Raw genomic sequence first — 14,833 nt, 5'->3', positions numbered from 1 at the left:
CGAGCTCAGACGGCGTACGCCGCCAGCTCGTCGGCCAGCGCCGGCTCGGCGCGACCGACCAGGCGGGTGCCGTCGGCGGTGTGCTCCATCGAGTCGATCTCGCCGAAACGGTGGAGCCGGTCGACCAGGTCGCCGCGGTCGTAGGGCAGGAGCGCCGTGAAGGCGACCGCGGGCCGGGGCAGCTCGCCCTCGACGACGCGTCGCGCCTCCTCGATGCCCTCGCCCGTCCGCGCGGACACCACGAGGCAGCCGGGCTCGCGCTGGCGCAGCCGCGCGATGACCATCGGGTCGGCCGCGTCGGCCTTGTTGACGACGACGATCTCCGGCACGCCGGTCGCGTCGACGTCGGCGAACACCGCTCGCACCGCCGCGATCTGGCCCTCCGGGTCCGGGTGGGAGCCGTCCACGACGTGCAGCACGAGGTCGGCGTCCGCGACCTCCTCGAGCGTGGAGCGGAAGGCCTCGACCAGCTGGTGGGGCAGGTGGCGGACGAAGCCGACGGTGTCGGACATCGTGTACTCGCGGCCATCCGCGGTCGTCGTCCGACGGGTGGTGGCGTCCAGGGTCGCGAACAGCGCGTCCTCGACGAGCAGGCCCGCCTCGGTCAGCCGGTTGATGAGGCTGGACTTGCCGGCGTTCGTGTAGCCCGCGATGACCACGCTCGGGACCTGGTGGCGCTTGCGGTCGGCGCGCTTGACCTCACGGGTGCCCTCCAGCTCCTTCAGCTCGCGGCGCAGCTTGGCGATGCGGGCGCTGATCCGGCGTCGGTCGGTCTCGATCTTCGTCTCACCGGGGCCACGACCACCGATGCCCTCACCGCCCGCGGCGCGGCCACCGGCCTGGCGGGACAGGTTGCCTCCCCAGCCGCGGAGGCGCTGCGTCATGTACTGCAGCTGCGCCAGCTCGACCTGGGCCTTGCCCTCCTTGGACTTCGCGTGCTGGGCGAAGATGTCGAGGATCAGGGCGGTGCGGTCGACGACCTTGACGCCCGTCTTGTCCTCGAGGTTCCTCAGCTGGGACGGCGCGAGGTCGCCGTCGCAGATGACGGTGTCGGCGCCCGTGGCGCGGACGACCTCGGTCAGCTCGGCGACCTTGCCGGAGCCGATGTACGTCGAGGGGTCGGGCTTGCCACGGCGCTGCGTCATCGCGTCGAGGACCTCGGAGCCGGCGGTCTCGGCGAGCGCGGCGAGCTCGGTCATCGAGTTGTCCGCGTCGGTCTGGGTGCCCTCGGTCCACACCCCGACGAGCACGACACGCTCCAGGCGGAGCTGGCGGTACTCGACCTCGGTGATGTCCTCGAGCTCGGTGCGCAGCGAGGTGATGCGGCGCAGCGACTGCCGGTCGGCCAGGTCGGCCTCGCCGGTGGTGAGGTCGCGGTCGTCGGCCCGGTCCCGGCTGCGGTCGTCGACCCAGTCCTCGGTCTCGGCGAGCTCGGCGCTCAGGGTGAAGTCCTCGGCGGGCGAGGTCTCGGGGGTGGTGTCGTGTGCATGAGTCATGTGCTGTCCAGAGTACGGCGGCCCGCCGTCGTGCGCACCCGCGTTTGCCGTGGGCGCAACGTGGCAGCCTGGGCGGGTGAGGACGGTGCGAGCGCTCGGCTGGCTGGTCGCGGGCTCGGTGGCGGTGGCGGTCGGCCTGGCCATGGCCCTCGCGGTGCTCACCGGCACCGTCGGGCCCGAGTGCCCGTCGTACGACGACGAGGGCGAGACCGCCGCCCCCGGGTCGCCGTACAGCGCGGTGCTGTGCGGGACGCTGGACAGCGTCCCGTCGTTCCTGGGCGCCCTCACGGTGCTGGTGGTCGTCGCCGTCCTGGTGGCCGCGCTCCTCGTCGGTCTCCTGCAGCGGCGCCTGCCCCACGCCGGCGCCTGGGGCCTCCTCGCGCTGGCGGCGACCCCGCCGCTGCTCGTCCTGGCCCTGCACCACGTGCTGCCCGAGGACTGCCTCGGCGGCCCGGACGACAGCAACGCCTGCCAGCGCGACCGCGAGCTCCTGTAGCCCGAGTCGGCACGTCCGCGCACGTACCGAGGGCCGAGTCGGCACGTCTGCGCACGTGTCGACGGCCCAGCTGCGCAGACGTGCCGACTCGAGCCCGTACAGCTGCGCAGACGTGCCGACTCGACTACTTGGGGGGCATGCGGATGCCGCCGTCGAGGCGGATCGTCTCCCCGTTCGCGTAGGGGTTGAGCAGGCACTCGACGACCATGCGGGCGAGCTCGTCGGGGTAGCCGAGGCGCTTGGGGAACAGCACGCTCTGGCCGAGCTTGTCCTTGAACGCCTCGGCGTCGGGGCCCTGGCCGTAGAGCGGGGTGTCGATCAGGCCGGGCGCGACGGTGTTGAGGCGGATCCCGGAGGCGGCGAGGTCGCGGGCCAGCGGCAGGGTCATGCCGACGATGCCGCCCTTGGAGGCGCTGTACGCCGCCTGGCCGATCTGGCCGTCGAAGGCCGCGACGCTGGCGACGTTCACGATGGCGCCGCGGGCGCCGTCCACGAGGGGCTCGCTGCGGCTGATGCCCGTGGCGGCGAGGCGGGTCGCGTCGAAGACGCCGACGAGGTTGATGCGGATGATCCGCTGGAAGGCGTCGATGTCGGCGGCGGACTCGAAGCTCCCGTCGCGACCGACGGTGCGCTGGGCCCAGCCGATGCCCGCGGAGTTGACCGCGGTGCGCATCGGGCCGTGCTCGAGGGCCGTCTCGACGGCGGCCTGGATCGTGGCCGAGTCGGTGACGTCGGTGCGGGCGAACGTGCCGCCCACCTCGGCGGCCAGCGCGGAGCCGTCGTCCTCCTTGAGGTCGGCGACGACGACGTGGGCACCGAGCCCGGCGAGGCGTCGTACGACGGCCGCGCCGATGCCCGACGCGCCACCGGTGACCAGGGCGCTCGTTCCGTGGAGGTCCATGACCGCCGATCCTAGGACGACGTCGTCGTCACCAGGACCGGCGGTCACGACCGGTGGAGCGGGCGGGTCAGCTGGACTCGCCGCCACCCTCGGTGATGAAGGTGTTGACCTCGAGGTTGACGTCCTCGGTGTCCGGGGAGGCGTACCGCACCTCGCCCTCCTCGCTCACCAGCGTGTACTCCGGGTCGGGGCACGCGCCGCTCGCCTCGATCGGGTTGCCGGTGCCGAGCTCGGCGCCGGTGAGGGCCTCGTAGTAGACGACGTCGTAGGTGACGGCGCGGAACTCGTAGGTGACCTCGTTCTCCTCGAAGTCCATCGCGTCACAGGTCTGCGCGTCGCCGGCGTCCGTGCCGGTGAGGCACATCGCGACGCTGACGTCCTCGTAGCGGTCGATCTCGACGCCCCAGGTCTCGCCGATGCCCGGGCCGATCAGGTCGGTGTAGGCCCCCGCCTCGGGGACGGCGGCGTACGTGCTGATCCGCGGGTCCGCGGGGTCGTACTCCGAGGCGTTGCTCATCGCCCGCGGCTCGCAGAGGGCGGTCATCTCGAAGTAGTCCGTGGCGGTGAAGCTGGGGACGTCGGACGGTGCCTCCGGCTCGGACTCCTGCGACTCCTCGCTGGGGGCGGACTCGCTCGGCGTCGGCGTCGGCTCCGCAGACTCGGAGGTGCCACCGCCGTCGGCCTCGCTGCCCTCGTCGTCACCGCCGAGCACGAAGATCAGGCCGATGCCGCCGATGATGATCAGCACCGCGAGCACGGCGCCCGCGATGATCAGCGGCTTCTTGTCCTTGGGCTTGCGGGGTCCACCGGGGCCGCCGGGGCCCCCGGGACCACCGGGGCCGCCGTAGCCGGGAGGGCCGCCGTAGCCGCCGGGACCACCCGGGCCGCCGTAGCCGCCACCCTGCTGGCCGTACCCGCCACCCTGCTGGCCGTAGCCGCCCTGGCCACCGGGGCCGCCCTGCTGGCCGTAGCCACCGGGCTGCTGGCCGTACCCGCCCTGCTGGCCCCAGCCCTGCTGCCCGGGCTGCTGGGGCGGGGGCTGCTGGCCCCACCCTCCCTGGCCGGCGGGCGGGGGCTGCTGGGCGCCCTGCTGGCCCCAGCCCTGCTGGCCGGGCTGACCCGGCTGGCCCGGCTGCTGACCGGGCGGTGTGGCGCCGGCAGGGGACCATCCCTGCTGGCCCGCGCCCTGGTCCTTCCCGAGGGAGGGTCCGGACTCGCCGGAGGGCTTGGGCGGCTCGCTGCCCGCGATGCGGGTCGGCTCGGGCTCGTCGGGTCGGTCCTGGGACATGTGCGCACCTCGTGTCTCGGGCCGGCGCATGCGTCCGGCGTTCACCGCCAGCCTCACCCGTCTCACGTGTCGCCAAACCTCGGCCCCGGCGAGCCATGGCTCAGAGGTCGGTGGTGCCTGACGCCACGATCGTCGCTGGCCCGCTGAGTGTAGTGCCGCCACCGGGCTCCCAGGACGCCTTCAGCACACCTCCGGGCACGTCGATCCGGTACTGCACGGGCTCGGACGGGCTCGGACGCTCGGCGCCCGGGTCGGCGGCGCCGTCCGCGAGCGCGACGGCGACCAGCACCGCGCAGGCACCGGTGCCGCAGGAGCGGGTCTCGCCCGAGCCCCGCTCGTGGACGCGCATCGCGACGTGCCCCTCGCCCCGGCGTACGACGAACTCGACGTTCACGCCGGCCGGGTACAGCCCGGTGTCGTACGACGGCTGCACGAGGAGGTCGCCGGCCTCGGCGAGGTCGTCGACGAGGGCCACGGCGTGGGGGTTGCCCATGTCGACCCCGGTGGCGGGCCACTCGCGAGCGCCGACTCCGGAGGCGTCGTCCACGCCGACCCGGCTGGGGCCGAGCAGGCGGGCCGGGCCCATGTCGACGGCGTACCCGTCCTGGTCGGCCACGACCGTGCGCACCCCGGCGCGGGTGCCGATCGGCAGTGGCTCGTCGAGCGACGCGAGGCCCTCGGTGACGAGGTGGTGGGCCAGCACGCGGACGCCGTTGCCGCACATCTCGGAGACCGAGCCGTCGGCGTTGCGGTAGTCCATGAACCACTCCGAGGCCCCGGCCTGCTCGGGGGTCACGGCGTCGCGCCCGAGCAGGACGGCGGAGCGGACCACCCGGATCACGCCGTCGCCGCCGATGCCGGCCCGCCGGTCGCAGAGCCGGGCGACGCGGGCGGGGTCGAGGTCGCCGTGGACGGTGCCGTCGTGGTCGGGCAGGAGGACGAAGTCGTTCTCCGTGCCGTGGCCCTTGAGGAAGCGATAAGCGGTCACGAGCGGTACAGCCCCTCGGCGTACGACGGCCCGTAGTGGGCGTCCAGCCGGTCCAGGTCGTCCTCGGGGCGCTCGAAGGTCTGCGCGAGCACCGCGCGGCGCGGGACGCCGGCCTCGGGGTCCCACTCCTCGTGGTGCCACAGCCCGGAGCGCAGGAACGCCTTGCCGCAGTGGTGGAAGACCTCCTCGACGTCGACGACCATCGCGACCACGGGCCGGTGGCGGCGGACGACCATCGCGTCGAACCAGGGCGCCTCGCTGACGAGGCGCGCCCGGCCGTTGACGCGCAGGGTGTCGGGGCGGCCGGGGATGACGAACAGCAGCCCGACGCGGGGGTTGGCCAGCACGTTGCGGTAGCCGTCCGCCCGCCGGTTGCCGGGCCGCTCCGCGAGGGCGATCGTGCGGTCGTCGAGGACGTGGACCAGGCGGCCGGCCGGGTCTCCCTTCGGCGAGGCGTCGGCGCGGCCCTCGGCGTCGGCCGTCGCGAGGACGCAGAACGGCGACGCGGCCAGCCAGGCCCGGTCGAGCTCGTGGAGGTGGTCGCGGTCCTTGCCGCGGGCGGCGGCGGACGGCTCGCCGCCCAGCAGCGCCGTCAGCGTCGCCCCGTCGGCGACCGCGACCTCGCCCACCGGCTCGCCCACCCGCTCGTCCGCACCCTCCACGAGGGGTGAATCTACGCCTGGCGAAGCCACATCACCGGGTCGCCGTCGTGCTCGCCGACCACCTCGACGTCACCGAGGCCGGCCGCGGCGAGCATCACCCGGGCCAGGCCGCGGCGTTGGGCGTCGTACGTCAGGACGTGGGCGACGACGCTCCCGAGGACGAACGACTCCGGCGGGTCGCAGAGCGCGTCGACGAGCCGGTCCCCCCACGCGTCGCGGCGCTCGACGTCGGCGAGCACCGCGAGCCAGCGGGGACCGACCTCGGCCAGCCGGGCGCGCAGCCCCGCGACGGTGTCGGGCTCGGCGCCCCTCGGCTGCTCGAGGCCCTCGATCGCCGCCACCCACGCCTCCAGGCCGCCGACGACGCGGCCGAGCACCAGGGCCAGCGACTCCTCGGGGCCCGCCCACCCGACGAGCACCGCCCCGGGGACCCGGGCACGTTCCCACTCCTCGCGACCCATCCCGGCGCAGCGGTCGAGGAGCACCGCGGTGTCGGCCAGGTCGTGATGGGCCATCACCGTGGTCACCGCCCCCGCCCCCGCCGGGGCGCCGCCGGCGGCGCGGGGGTCCGCGGCGACCCAGAGCGCGGTCGGCGAGTGGAAGTGGACGCCGTTGGGTGCCTCCAGCCAGTGCGCGGTGGCGGTCGGGTGGCCCGGCGGGGTCGCGGACGGCGGGTGGCCCCACGCCCGGGCGTAGGCGCGGGCGAAGCCCTCCACCGAGTCGTACCCCGCCTCCCACGCGGTCTCGGTCACGCTCGCCCCGCCACGGAGCCGCCAGGCGGCCCGCTCCAGGGCGACCCGGCGCCGCATCGCCACCGGCGGTTCCCCCGCGGCGGCGCTCACCGAGCGCGCGAAGTGGTACGGCGAGGCGTGCGCGGAGTCCGCCATCGCCCCGAGGTCGTCGTGGTCGTCGGCGAGGACGGCGTCCAGCAGCTCCTGCAGGCGGTCCCGACGTGCGTCGCTCACGGCGTCCAGTCCGGCGCCGGCCGGGGGCCGTCGACGAGGTAACGCGCGCAGACGAAGTCCCCGGCGCCCACGTGCTCGGCCAGCCGCAGCTGCAGCCGGCGCGGCAGCAGTGGCCGCCCCTCCCCCAGCGTCACCGGCGCGTACGACACGACGACGTCGTCGAGCAGCCCGGCGTCGGCGTACTGCCCCGCGAGGTCGCCGCCCCCGACCACCCACAGGTCGCGCCCGCCCGCCGACGCCTCGATCTCGGCGTGGACGGCGGTGACGTCGCCCGAGGCGAAGCGGACGTCGGCGCCCTCGAGACCGGGCAGGTCGCGGTGGGTCAGCACCCAGGTCGGGACGTCGTAGCTCCAGGCCTCCTCGGCGGCGGTGACGCGGTCACGGATCCACTCGTACGTCGTCGCGCCCATCACCAGCGCCCCGACGCGCTCCATCAGGGCGTCGTAGCGGAGCGCGGGCTCGTCGGGCTCGACGTGGGTCTGGACGAACAGCCAGGCGAGGCTGTCGGCGGGGTCGGCGATGAAGCCGTCGAGGCTGGTGGCGGTGTAGTACGTCGTCCTCATGGGGCTCAGCCTCCGACGTCGGAGGTGCCGGCGACCCGACCGATGTTGCGGACTGTCGTCACCGCCTCGTCGAGGTCACGCACCCAGACGACGCGGGGGTCCTTGCGGAACCAGGCGTCCTGCCGACGGACGAAGCGTCGGGTGGCGACGACGGTCCGCGTCCGGGCCTCGGCCTCGGTCATCTCGCCGGCGAGGTGGGCGGCGGCCTCGCGGTAGCCGATGGCCCGGGAGGCCGTGCGGCCCTCGGCCAGACCGGCGGCGAGGAGCCGCTCGACCTCGGCGAGCAGGCCGGCGTCGTACATCGCGTCGACGCGGGCGGCGATCCGCGCGTCGAGGACGGCGCGGTCGGCCTCGACGCCGAGCTGCACGGTGGCGGGCTCGACGTACTCCGGCACCGGCATCGACGCGGAGAACGGGCGGCCGGTGAGCTCGACGACCTCGAGGGCGCGGACCGCGCGACGGCCGTTGCCCGGCTCGATGCCCGCCGCGGCCACGGGGTCGACCTCCGCGAGGCGCGCGTGCAGCACGCCCGCGCCCTCGGCCTCCAGCTCGGCCTCGAGGCGGGCCCGGACGACGGGGTCGGTGCCGGGGAACTCCAGCCGGTCCAGCACGGCGCGGGTGTAGAGCGCGGACCCGCCGACGAGCACGGGGACGACGCCGCGGGCCCGCAGGTCCGCGACCACGGCCCTCGCCTCGCGCTGGAAGCTCGCGACGTTGGCGGTCTCGGTGACGTCGAGGACGTCGAGGAGGTGGTGCGGGATCCCCCGGCGCTCGGCGGGCGTCAGCTTGGCGGTCCCGACGTCCATGCCCCGGTAGAGCTGCATCGCGTCGGTGTTGACGACCTCGCCGCCCAGCCGTTCGGCGAGGCCCAGCGCGACCTCGCTCTTGCCCGCCGCTGTGGCACCGACCACCGCCACCACCGGTGGGGGGCTCGGGGAGGGGGAGGGGTGGGGCACGACCGATATCCTCGCAACATGAGCAGCTTCTTCTCCAAGCTTCGTGGCCAGGCCCAGAAGGCCGTCGACCAGCACGGCGACAAGATCGCCAAGGGGCTGGACCGGGCGGCGTCCGAGGCCGACAAGCGGACCAAGGGCAAGTACTCCGACAAGATCGCCAAGGGTCGGGTGAAGGCGCAGGAGCAGCTGGCGAAGATGGACGACGGGAACGACGGCCGCGGCCCGGGTGCCGCCGGCGGCCCCGGCGGACCGACCGGTCCCGCGGGGCCCACCGGTCCGCCGCGCCGGTGACCCACGACCGCTTCGTCGTCGTCCCCGCCTCCTACGTCTTCCTGCTCCGTCCCGCCGAGGACGGCAGCGAGGAGGTCCTGCTGCAGCTGCGGCAGGGCACCGGCTTCATGGACGACCACTGGGCCGCCGGCGCCGCGGGCCACGTCGAGCGCGGCGAGACGGCGTACGACGCGGCGCACCGCGAGGCCCTCGAGGAGCTCGGCCTCACCGACCTCGAGCTGCACTTCGAGCTGACGATGCAGCGCACCGGCAGCGGCGAGCCCATCGACGAGCGGGTGGACTTCTTCTTCACCTGCTGGTCGTGGAGCGGGGAGCCCGAGGTCCAGGAGCCGCACCGCAGCGCCGGCCTGCGCTGGTGCCGGCTGGACGCCCTGGACGACCTGCCCCAGCCGGTGGTGCCCCACGAGCGGCGGGCGCTGGCGGCGATCGGCACCGGCACGACGTACCTGACCCACGGTTTCGACCACGATCCCGACCACCGAGGAGCGAGCGCATGAGCGAGTCCGACGGGGGCCTCGGCCCCCAGCCCACCCCCACCACCGAGTCCCCCGAGCTGTTCCCCGGCGGGACGGACGCGACGCGCGACGCCACCGACTACGTGGACCGCGGCGCCGAGCCCGCCGCCCGCGACATGGACCCCGACGACAACCCGGCCGTGGAGGACGCGCTGCCGGAGGAGGTCAAGGAGTCCGACGACAAGAAGCAGGAGCCGGACGACGACGAGCGCGGCGAGGACGCCGACAGCCCCGACGAGCCCCCGGCCTGAGCCGGGACAGGAGCCACGCCATGAGTGACAAGAAGCTCCCCGAGGACGTCGAGGGCCAGGACTCCAACCCCAGCGCCGGCGGTCCGCAGCGGCTCGAGGGCGACATGGGCATCAGCAGCGAGCGCGTCGGCGAGACGGGCCCGGGCCAGGTCGGCACCGACGGCGTCCGCGCCCCCGCCGACCGTGACCGGCTCGACCCCGACCGCACCCCCGACGAGACCCCCGACGAGCAGCACCCCGGTGGGGAGGAGCCGAACGCCGAGGGGCTCACCCCCAAGGCCGGCTACTCCGAGACCGACCCCCGCTCGGACTGACCTCGTCAGCTGGTCGAGCAGCACAGGTGCGCCAGCGCCTGCGCGTCGTCGAGACCGCGGTGACGTCACCAGGGTCTCGACGACACGCGCTCGCTGCGCTCGCGTGCTGCTCGACCACCTGTGGTCGTGGCCTCAGCCGCAGGCGGGCGCCGGCGGCAGGGGCTCGGGGACGCCGATCGACGGCATGCCCAACCCGACCTCGGCCGGACCAACCCGCCCGGAGATCGAGGCGCGAGGCCGGCCACGGCCGAGCCACGAGATCCCGGGAGACGCTCGCGAGCGCGACACCGGATCTCGTGGCCCCTCGCCAGGGCTCGGGGCACCTCGATCTCCGCTGTGGTCGTGGCCTCAGCCGCAGGCGGGCGCCGGCGGCAGGGGCTCGGGGACGCCGATCGTCGGCATGCCCAGCCCGACCCCGACCGGGGCCTTCGGGCCCTCGGTCCGCGCCTGCCACGCGTCGCCGGAGCGGGTGCGTCGTATGCCGAGCACGGGGCCGTCCGCGACCAGGTGGTGCGGGGCGGCGTAGGTGACCTCGACGGTGGCCACGTCACCGGGGCGGACGGCGACCGCGGCGCCGTCGGCGTCCACCGGGGTGAAGTGCACGAGCCGGTTGTCGGGCGCGCGTCCCGAGAGGCGGTGGGTGGCGGCGTCCTTGCGCCCCTCCCCCTCGGCGACGAGGAGGTCGAGGCGGCGTCCGACCTGGCGCTTGTTCTCGGTCCAGGCGACGTCGTCGACGAGCGCGGCGAGGCGGCCGTAGCGCTCCTTGACCACCTCGGGCGGCACCTCGCCGTCCATCGTGGCGGCGGGGGTGCCGGGGCGCTTGGAGTACTGGAACGTGAAGGAGCCGGCGAAGCGGGCCTCGCGGACGACGTGGAGGGTGTCCTCGAAGTCGGCGTCGGTCTCGCCGGGGAAGCCGACGATGATGTCGGTGGTGATCGCGGCGTCGGGGATGGCCGCGCGGACGCGGTCGATGATCCCGAGGAACTTCTTCTGGCGGTAGGACCGCCGCATCGCCTTCAGCACGGCGTCGGAGCCGGACTGCAGGGGCATGTGGAGGCTCGGCATCACGTTCGGCGTCTCGGCCATCGCCTCGATGACGTCGTCGGTGAACTCCGCGGGGTGGGGGCTGGTGAAGCGGACCCGCTCCAGGCCCTCGATCCCGCCGCAGGCGCGCAGCAGCTTGCTGAAGGCCTGCCGGTCGCCGAACTCGACGCCGTACGCGTTGACGTTCTGCCCCAGCAGCGTGATCTCGCTGACGCCCTCGGCGACCAGCGCCTCGATCTCGGCGAGGATCTCGCCGGGGCGGCGGTCCTTCTCCTTGCCGCGCAGCGCCGGGACGATGCAGAACGTGCAGGTGTTGTTGCACCCGACCGACACCGACACCCAGGCGGCGTACGCCGACTCACGGCGCGTAGGCAGCGTGGAGGGGAAGACCTCGAGCGACTCGAGGATCTCGACCTGCGCCTCCTCCTGCGACCGCGCGCGGTCGAGCAGGGCGGGCAGGGAGCCGATGTTGTGGGTGCCGAAGACGACGTCCACCCAGGGCGCGCGCTTCGTGATGGTGTCGCGGTCCTTCTGGGCCAGGCAGCCGCCGACGGCGATCTGCATGCCCGGCTTCTTCGCCTTCACCGGCGCGAGGTGGCCGAGGTTGCCGTAGAGGCGGTTGTCGGCGTTCTCGCGGACCGCGCACGTGTTGAACACGACCACGTCGGCCTGCTCGTCGGCGGGCGCGGCGGCGTACCCCGCGTCCTCCAGCAGGCCGGTGAGGCGCTCGGAGTCGTGGACGTTCATCTGGCACCCGTAGGTGCGGACCTCGTAGGTGCGCATGACAGCGTCCAAGACTACGAGGCGACGCCCGGTCGCCTCACAGCGAGCCGGACGCCTCCCGCTCGGCGCGCGTACGGAGGACGCAGAACTCGTTGCCCTCGGGGTCGGCGAGCACCGCCCAGCCCCCGTCGGGTCGCCGCCGGTCGTCGACGAGGGTGGCGCCCAGCGCGAGGACCCTCTCGACCTCCTGCTCGCGCGTGCCGTCGACGGGCTCCAGGTCGAGGTGGATCCGGTTCTTCGCCTCCTTGGGCTCGGGGACCTCGATGAACAGCAGCCGGTGGGCGCCGTCGGGTGACTGGAGCAGGCACTCCTCGTCCCCCGGCTCGTCGGGCTCGTCGGGGTCGCCGGCGTACCCGAGGACCTGGCCCCAGAAGACGGACAGGGCGTAGGCGTCGCGGCAGTCGACGCTGGTGTGGCTGATGTGGGAGGTCACCGGTCCTGGCTACCGGGCGAACCCAGAGCCCGGCAACCGGTTTCGGGTGGGCGCGACGACAGGGTCAGGTCACCCGCAGCCAGATCGCGACACCGAGCAGGGCGAGGACCCCGATCCACGCCAGCAGGGAGAGGACCGGGTGCCTCGCCCGGAACCGACGCTCGGCCTCACGACCTCGTGCGTCCGACTCCTCGAGCGTCATGCCGCGTGCCTCGGCCCCACGGCGGCGCGCGCGACGCATCAGTCGCCCCTGGGCGACCACCCCCAGCCCGGCCACCACCGCGATGACCGGCACCACCCAGGGCTGCTCCCGGAAGGGCGAGTCCGTGTCCACCACCGCCACCACCGTGAGCACCACGGCGGCCCCGACCGCCCAGAGCACGAACTCCCTGGTGGCGCTCACGCCATCCCGTCCGCCGGCGCCAGACGTCGCTGGAGCGTCTCCCCGACCTCGAGGGCCACCTGCTTCGGCGCGCGGCCGCTGACCTGGACGAGGCTGCCTAGGCCGTGGGTGGCGATCCTGACCTGCAGGACGTGCTCCTGCTTCACGAAGAGCAGCACCAGACCCCACGGGAACAGCAGGATGGCGAGCACCACCGCCCACCCCGGCGTACGACGGCACGACAGGGAGACGTGACCCGCCGAGGCCCGCGTCATCGCGGCGCCGCGGATCGAGCCCAGCGGTCCGAAGACCCGCTCCTCGACGAGGGCCGGGTCGGCCGGCACCTCGAGCTCGTCGGACACCGCCACCACCCCGTTGCGCCGGGCGACGGCGACCACCAGCGCGACGAGCGCCAGGAACCCGAACCCGACGACCAGCAGCTCGACCGTCCCGACACCGAACACCTCGTCCACCCCCATGCCTCTACGGACCCACCGAGAGCCTCGACTGCCGTCGAGTGTGCGGGATCAGCGCTGGAGACGCAGCCAGATGGTGAGGCCGACGACCAGGACGACCAGCAGGAGGACACCGATGGTCAGCGCCGGGCTCCGACGCCAGAGGTCGCCGACGGACTGGTTGCGACCCGCCTCGGCCGCGTCAGGGTCTCGTCCCGCCGCGCGCGCCGCGGCCCGGACCGCCCGACGACTCGCGGCCCGGCGGACGTACTGGACCAGACCGACCAGGACCCCGACGAGCGGGACGATCCAGAACAGCTGGGGACCCTGCAGTGCGGAGTCCTCCCGGCTGTAGGCCAGCACAGGAAAGAGGACGGCCGCGACGACGACACCGAGCAGGACGCTCCTCAGCAGCGGGTGCACGCGCGGAACCTAGCCCGACGAGCAGCCCGTCACCGCACCCGCCGGACACGACACGCCGCACCGGTCGGCGTGTCGTCGTCCGGACCCGCGGCGAGCGGTCGCGGGGCGATGAGAACGCGACGCCTCGGCGGCCGGCACCGTCATGATCCGCTCGGGGCCGGGACGCCGCTGCTGCGGCGGCCGACGGAGCTGGTGCAGCGGGTCAGTGAGGACTGGGGCGCCGTCACGCACCTGGCGCACGACGTCCTCGGGCCGGCAGGTCGAGACGCATGAAGACGCTGCTGGGGTCGTCGACGTACGCGCCGAAGGGGCCGGTCCGGACGAAGCCGCGGGCGGCGTACAGACGGCGGGCGGCGGCGAAGAAGTCCTGCGCGCCCGTCTCGAGGTGCACGTGGCGGTAGCCGCGGGTGACGCACTCGGCGAGCAGGTGGTCCAGCACCGCCGAGCCCACCCCGCGGCCCCGCGCCGCCGGGGTCGTCCGCATCGCCTTGAGCTCGCCCGCGTCGGCGTCGAGCTCCTTCAGCGCACCGGTGCCGACGACCCCCCCGTCGAGCCGCGCCGTCCACAGGGTGACGCCGGGTCCGAGGAGCGCCTCCAGGTCGAGGGCGTGGCGGCTGCGGGGGTCGGGGGTGGTCGCCACCATGTCGGCGAGGTGGTCGGTGACGAGCGCGCGGAGGTCCGGGTCGTCGGGATCCGCCGGGCCGAGCTCGATCACCCGGCCAGTCTGCCGCCGTACGACGATCCCGGACCCCCGAGTCACATCCCGGTCACGGATCGGCGCCGCGCGGCGCCTGCGATGGCTGCTGGCCACAGGTTCCCCCTAGTCTGCGGGCCATGACGGCGGAGGCGGCCCCGGAGCCCGGGCAGATCCACGCGGGCACGGGCGAGCCGCTCGTCGTGCTCGACGGCGTGAACAAGTGGTTCGGCTCCCTGCACGTGCTGAACGACATCGACCTGTCGATCGCGCGCGGCGAGGTCGTCGTGGTGATCGGCCCCTCGGGGTCCGGCAAGTCGACGCTGTGCCGCACGATCAACCGCCTCGAGACCATCCAGCAGGGCTCCATCACCCTCGACGGCCAGCCGCTGCCCGCGGAGGGCAAGCAGCTCGCGAACCTGCGCGCCGAGGTCGGCATGGTCTTCCAGTCCTTCAACCTCTGGGCCCACAAGACGATCCTCGAGAACCTCACGCTCGGCCCGATCAAGGTCCGCAAGACGTCCAAGGCGGACGCCGAGAAGCGCGGCATGGAGCTCCTGGAGCGGGTGGGCATCGCCCACCAGGCCCAGAAGTACCCCGCGCAGCTCTCCGGCGGCCAGCAGCAGCGCGTCGCGATCGCGCGGGCGCTGGCGATGGACCCCAAGGTGATGCTCTTCGACGAGCCCACCTCGGCCCTGGACCCGGAGATGATCAAGGAGGTCCTCGACGTCATGGTCGACCTCGCCCAGCGGGGCATGACCATGGTCGTCGTCACGCACGAGATGGGCTTCGCCCGGACGGCGGCCGACCGGGTCGTCTTCATGGCCGACGGCGCGATCGCGGAGGAGAACACCCCCGAGGAGTTCTTCACGAACCCGCGCTCGGAACGCGCCCAGGATTTCCTCGGGAAGATCCTCAAGCACTGAGACGACA

20 protein-coding genes are annotated in these 14,833 nt (G+C 74.1%); 6 read left to right on the top strand and 14 right to left on the bottom strand.

Annotation, left to right across the window (positions count from 1 at the left end):
• Positions 1–5: 5 nt before the first annotated feature.
• Positions 6–1,496: a GTPase HflX gene (gene hflX / locus Q0858_RS01080; protein WP_299050130.1), complete on the bottom strand. Its 1,491-nt coding sequence runs from the start codon at positions 1,494–1,496 to the stop codon at positions 6–8.
• Between the two features lie 76 nt (positions 1,497–1,572).
• Here hflX and Q0858_RS01075 point away from each other — a divergent pair, with 76 nt between their 5' ends.
• Positions 1,573–1,992: a hypothetical protein gene (locus Q0858_RS01075; protein WP_299050127.1), complete on the top strand. Its 420-nt coding sequence runs from the start codon at positions 1,573–1,575 to the stop codon at positions 1,990–1,992.
• Positions 1,993–2,116: 124 nt separating this feature from the next.
• Here the strand turns inward: Q0858_RS01075 and Q0858_RS01070 are convergent, their stop codons facing one another.
• From Q0858_RS01070 to miaA, 7 genes are all read right to left on the bottom strand, one after another.
• Positions 2,117–2,893, bottom strand: a complete 777-nt coding sequence (locus Q0858_RS01070; RefSeq protein ID WP_299050125.1) for an SDR family NAD(P)-dependent oxidoreductase — start codon at positions 2,891–2,893, stop codon at positions 2,117–2,119.
• A 67-nt stretch (positions 2,894–2,960) separates the two neighbouring features.
• Positions 2,961–4,181 carry a hypothetical protein gene (locus Q0858_RS01065; RefSeq protein ID WP_299050123.1) on the bottom strand — a complete coding sequence of 407 codons (1,221 nt, stop codon included), beginning with the start codon at positions 4,179–4,181 and terminating at the stop codon, positions 2,961–2,963.
• Positions 4,182–4,281: 100 nt separating this feature from the next.
• Entirely contained in the window at positions 4,282–5,169 is an 888-nt protein-coding gene (dapF, locus tag Q0858_RS01060) for a diaminopimelate epimerase (RefSeq protein WP_299050121.1), read from the bottom strand.
• Positions 5,166–5,831: an MSMEG_1061 family FMN-dependent PPOX-type flavoprotein gene (locus Q0858_RS01055; RefSeq protein ID WP_299050119.1), complete on the bottom strand. Its 666-nt coding sequence runs from the start codon at positions 5,829–5,831 to the stop codon at positions 5,166–5,168. Before Q0858_RS01055 ends, dapF begins: the two co-directional genes overlap by 4 nt.
• Before the next feature lie 11 nt (positions 5,832–5,842).
• Positions 5,843–6,796, bottom strand: a complete 954-nt coding sequence (locus Q0858_RS01050) for a helix-turn-helix domain-containing protein (RefSeq protein ID WP_299050117.1) — start codon at positions 6,794–6,796, stop codon at positions 5,843–5,845.
• Positions 6,793–7,359 carry a dihydrofolate reductase family protein gene (locus Q0858_RS01045; protein ID WP_299050114.1) on the bottom strand — a complete coding sequence of 189 codons (567 nt, stop codon included), beginning with the start codon at positions 7,357–7,359 and terminating at the stop codon, positions 6,793–6,795. Before Q0858_RS01045 ends, Q0858_RS01050 begins: the two co-directional genes overlap by 4 nt.
• A 5-nt stretch (positions 7,360–7,364) precedes the next feature.
• Positions 7,365–8,315 carry a tRNA (adenosine(37)-N6)-dimethylallyltransferase MiaA gene (gene miaA, locus Q0858_RS01040; RefSeq protein WP_299050112.1) on the bottom strand — a complete coding sequence of 317 codons (951 nt, stop codon included), beginning with the start codon at positions 8,313–8,315 and terminating at the stop codon, positions 7,365–7,367.
• A gap of 18 nt (positions 8,316–8,333) precedes the next feature.
• Here miaA and Q0858_RS01035 point away from each other — a divergent pair, with 18 nt between their 5' ends.
• From Q0858_RS01035 to Q0858_RS01020, 4 genes are read left to right on the top strand one after another with little or no spacing between them, the layout of a single operon-like run.
• Positions 8,334–8,606 (top strand): antitoxin, encoded by a 273-nt coding sequence (locus tag Q0858_RS01035; protein WP_299050109.1) that lies wholly within the window; start codon positions 8,334–8,336, stop codon positions 8,604–8,606.
• Positions 8,603–9,103 carry an NUDIX domain-containing protein gene (locus Q0858_RS01030; RefSeq protein ID WP_299050107.1) on the top strand — a complete coding sequence of 167 codons (501 nt, stop codon included), beginning with the start codon at positions 8,603–8,605 and terminating at the stop codon, positions 9,101–9,103. Before Q0858_RS01035 ends, Q0858_RS01030 begins: the two co-directional genes overlap by 4 nt.
• Complete coding sequence (locus Q0858_RS01025) at positions 9,100–9,372, top strand: hypothetical protein (RefSeq protein ID WP_299050104.1); 273 nt, start codon at positions 9,100–9,102, stop codon at positions 9,370–9,372. The genes Q0858_RS01030 and Q0858_RS01025 overlap by 4 nt, the downstream gene beginning before the upstream one ends.
• A 20-nt stretch (positions 9,373–9,392) precedes the next feature.
• Positions 9,393–9,686 (top strand): hypothetical protein, encoded by a 294-nt coding sequence (locus Q0858_RS01020; protein ID WP_299050102.1) that lies wholly within the window; start codon positions 9,393–9,395, stop codon positions 9,684–9,686.
• Positions 9,687–10,034: 348 nt separating this feature from the next.
• Here Q0858_RS01020 and miaB read toward each other — a convergent pair whose 3' ends face one another.
• The 6 genes from miaB to Q0858_RS00990 form a co-directional block, all read right to left on the bottom strand.
• The gene (miaB, locus tag Q0858_RS01015) at positions 10,035–11,513 is read right to left on the bottom strand and encodes a tRNA (N6-isopentenyl adenosine(37)-C2)-methylthiotransferase MiaB (RefSeq protein ID WP_299050099.1); all 1,479 of its coding nucleotides are present in this window, start codon (positions 11,511–11,513) and stop codon (positions 10,035–10,037) included.
• Between the two features lie 37 nt (positions 11,514–11,550).
• Positions 11,551–11,946 (bottom strand): VOC family protein, encoded by a 396-nt coding sequence (locus Q0858_RS01010; RefSeq protein ID WP_299050097.1) that lies wholly within the window; start codon positions 11,944–11,946, stop codon positions 11,551–11,553.
• Positions 11,947–12,010: 64 nt separating this feature from the next.
• Positions 12,011–12,349: a hypothetical protein gene (locus Q0858_RS01005; protein ID WP_299050096.1), complete on the bottom strand. Its 339-nt coding sequence runs from the start codon at positions 12,347–12,349 to the stop codon at positions 12,011–12,013.
• Positions 12,346–12,801, bottom strand: a complete 456-nt coding sequence (locus Q0858_RS01000; protein WP_299050094.1) for a hypothetical protein — start codon at positions 12,799–12,801, stop codon at positions 12,346–12,348. Before Q0858_RS01000 ends, Q0858_RS01005 begins: the two co-directional genes overlap by 4 nt.
• Before the next feature lie 54 nt (positions 12,802–12,855).
• Positions 12,856–13,206 carry a hypothetical protein gene (locus Q0858_RS00995; RefSeq protein ID WP_299050093.1) on the bottom strand — a complete coding sequence of 117 codons (351 nt, stop codon included), beginning with the start codon at positions 13,204–13,206 and terminating at the stop codon, positions 12,856–12,858.
• Between the two features lie 223 nt (positions 13,207–13,429).
• Positions 13,430–13,921 carry a GNAT family N-acetyltransferase gene (locus Q0858_RS00990; protein WP_299050091.1) on the bottom strand — a complete coding sequence of 164 codons (492 nt, stop codon included), beginning with the start codon at positions 13,919–13,921 and terminating at the stop codon, positions 13,430–13,432.
• A 119-nt stretch (positions 13,922–14,040) separates the two neighbouring features.
• Here Q0858_RS00990 and Q0858_RS00985 point away from each other — a divergent pair, with 119 nt between their 5' ends.
• Positions 14,041–14,826 (top strand): amino acid ABC transporter ATP-binding protein, encoded by a 786-nt coding sequence (locus Q0858_RS00985; RefSeq protein ID WP_299050090.1) that lies wholly within the window; start codon positions 14,041–14,043, stop codon positions 14,824–14,826.
• Positions 14,827–14,833 lie beyond the last annotated feature (7 nt).

Origin of the sequence: uncultured Nocardioides sp., from assembly GCF_947489365.1 — a bacterium.
Lineage (GTDB): Bacteria > Actinomycetota > Actinomycetes > Propionibacteriales > Nocardioidaceae > Nocardioides.
The sequence above is the reverse complement of the archived record's forward strand: the minus strand, read 5'-3'. Positions and strand labels throughout refer to the sequence as shown.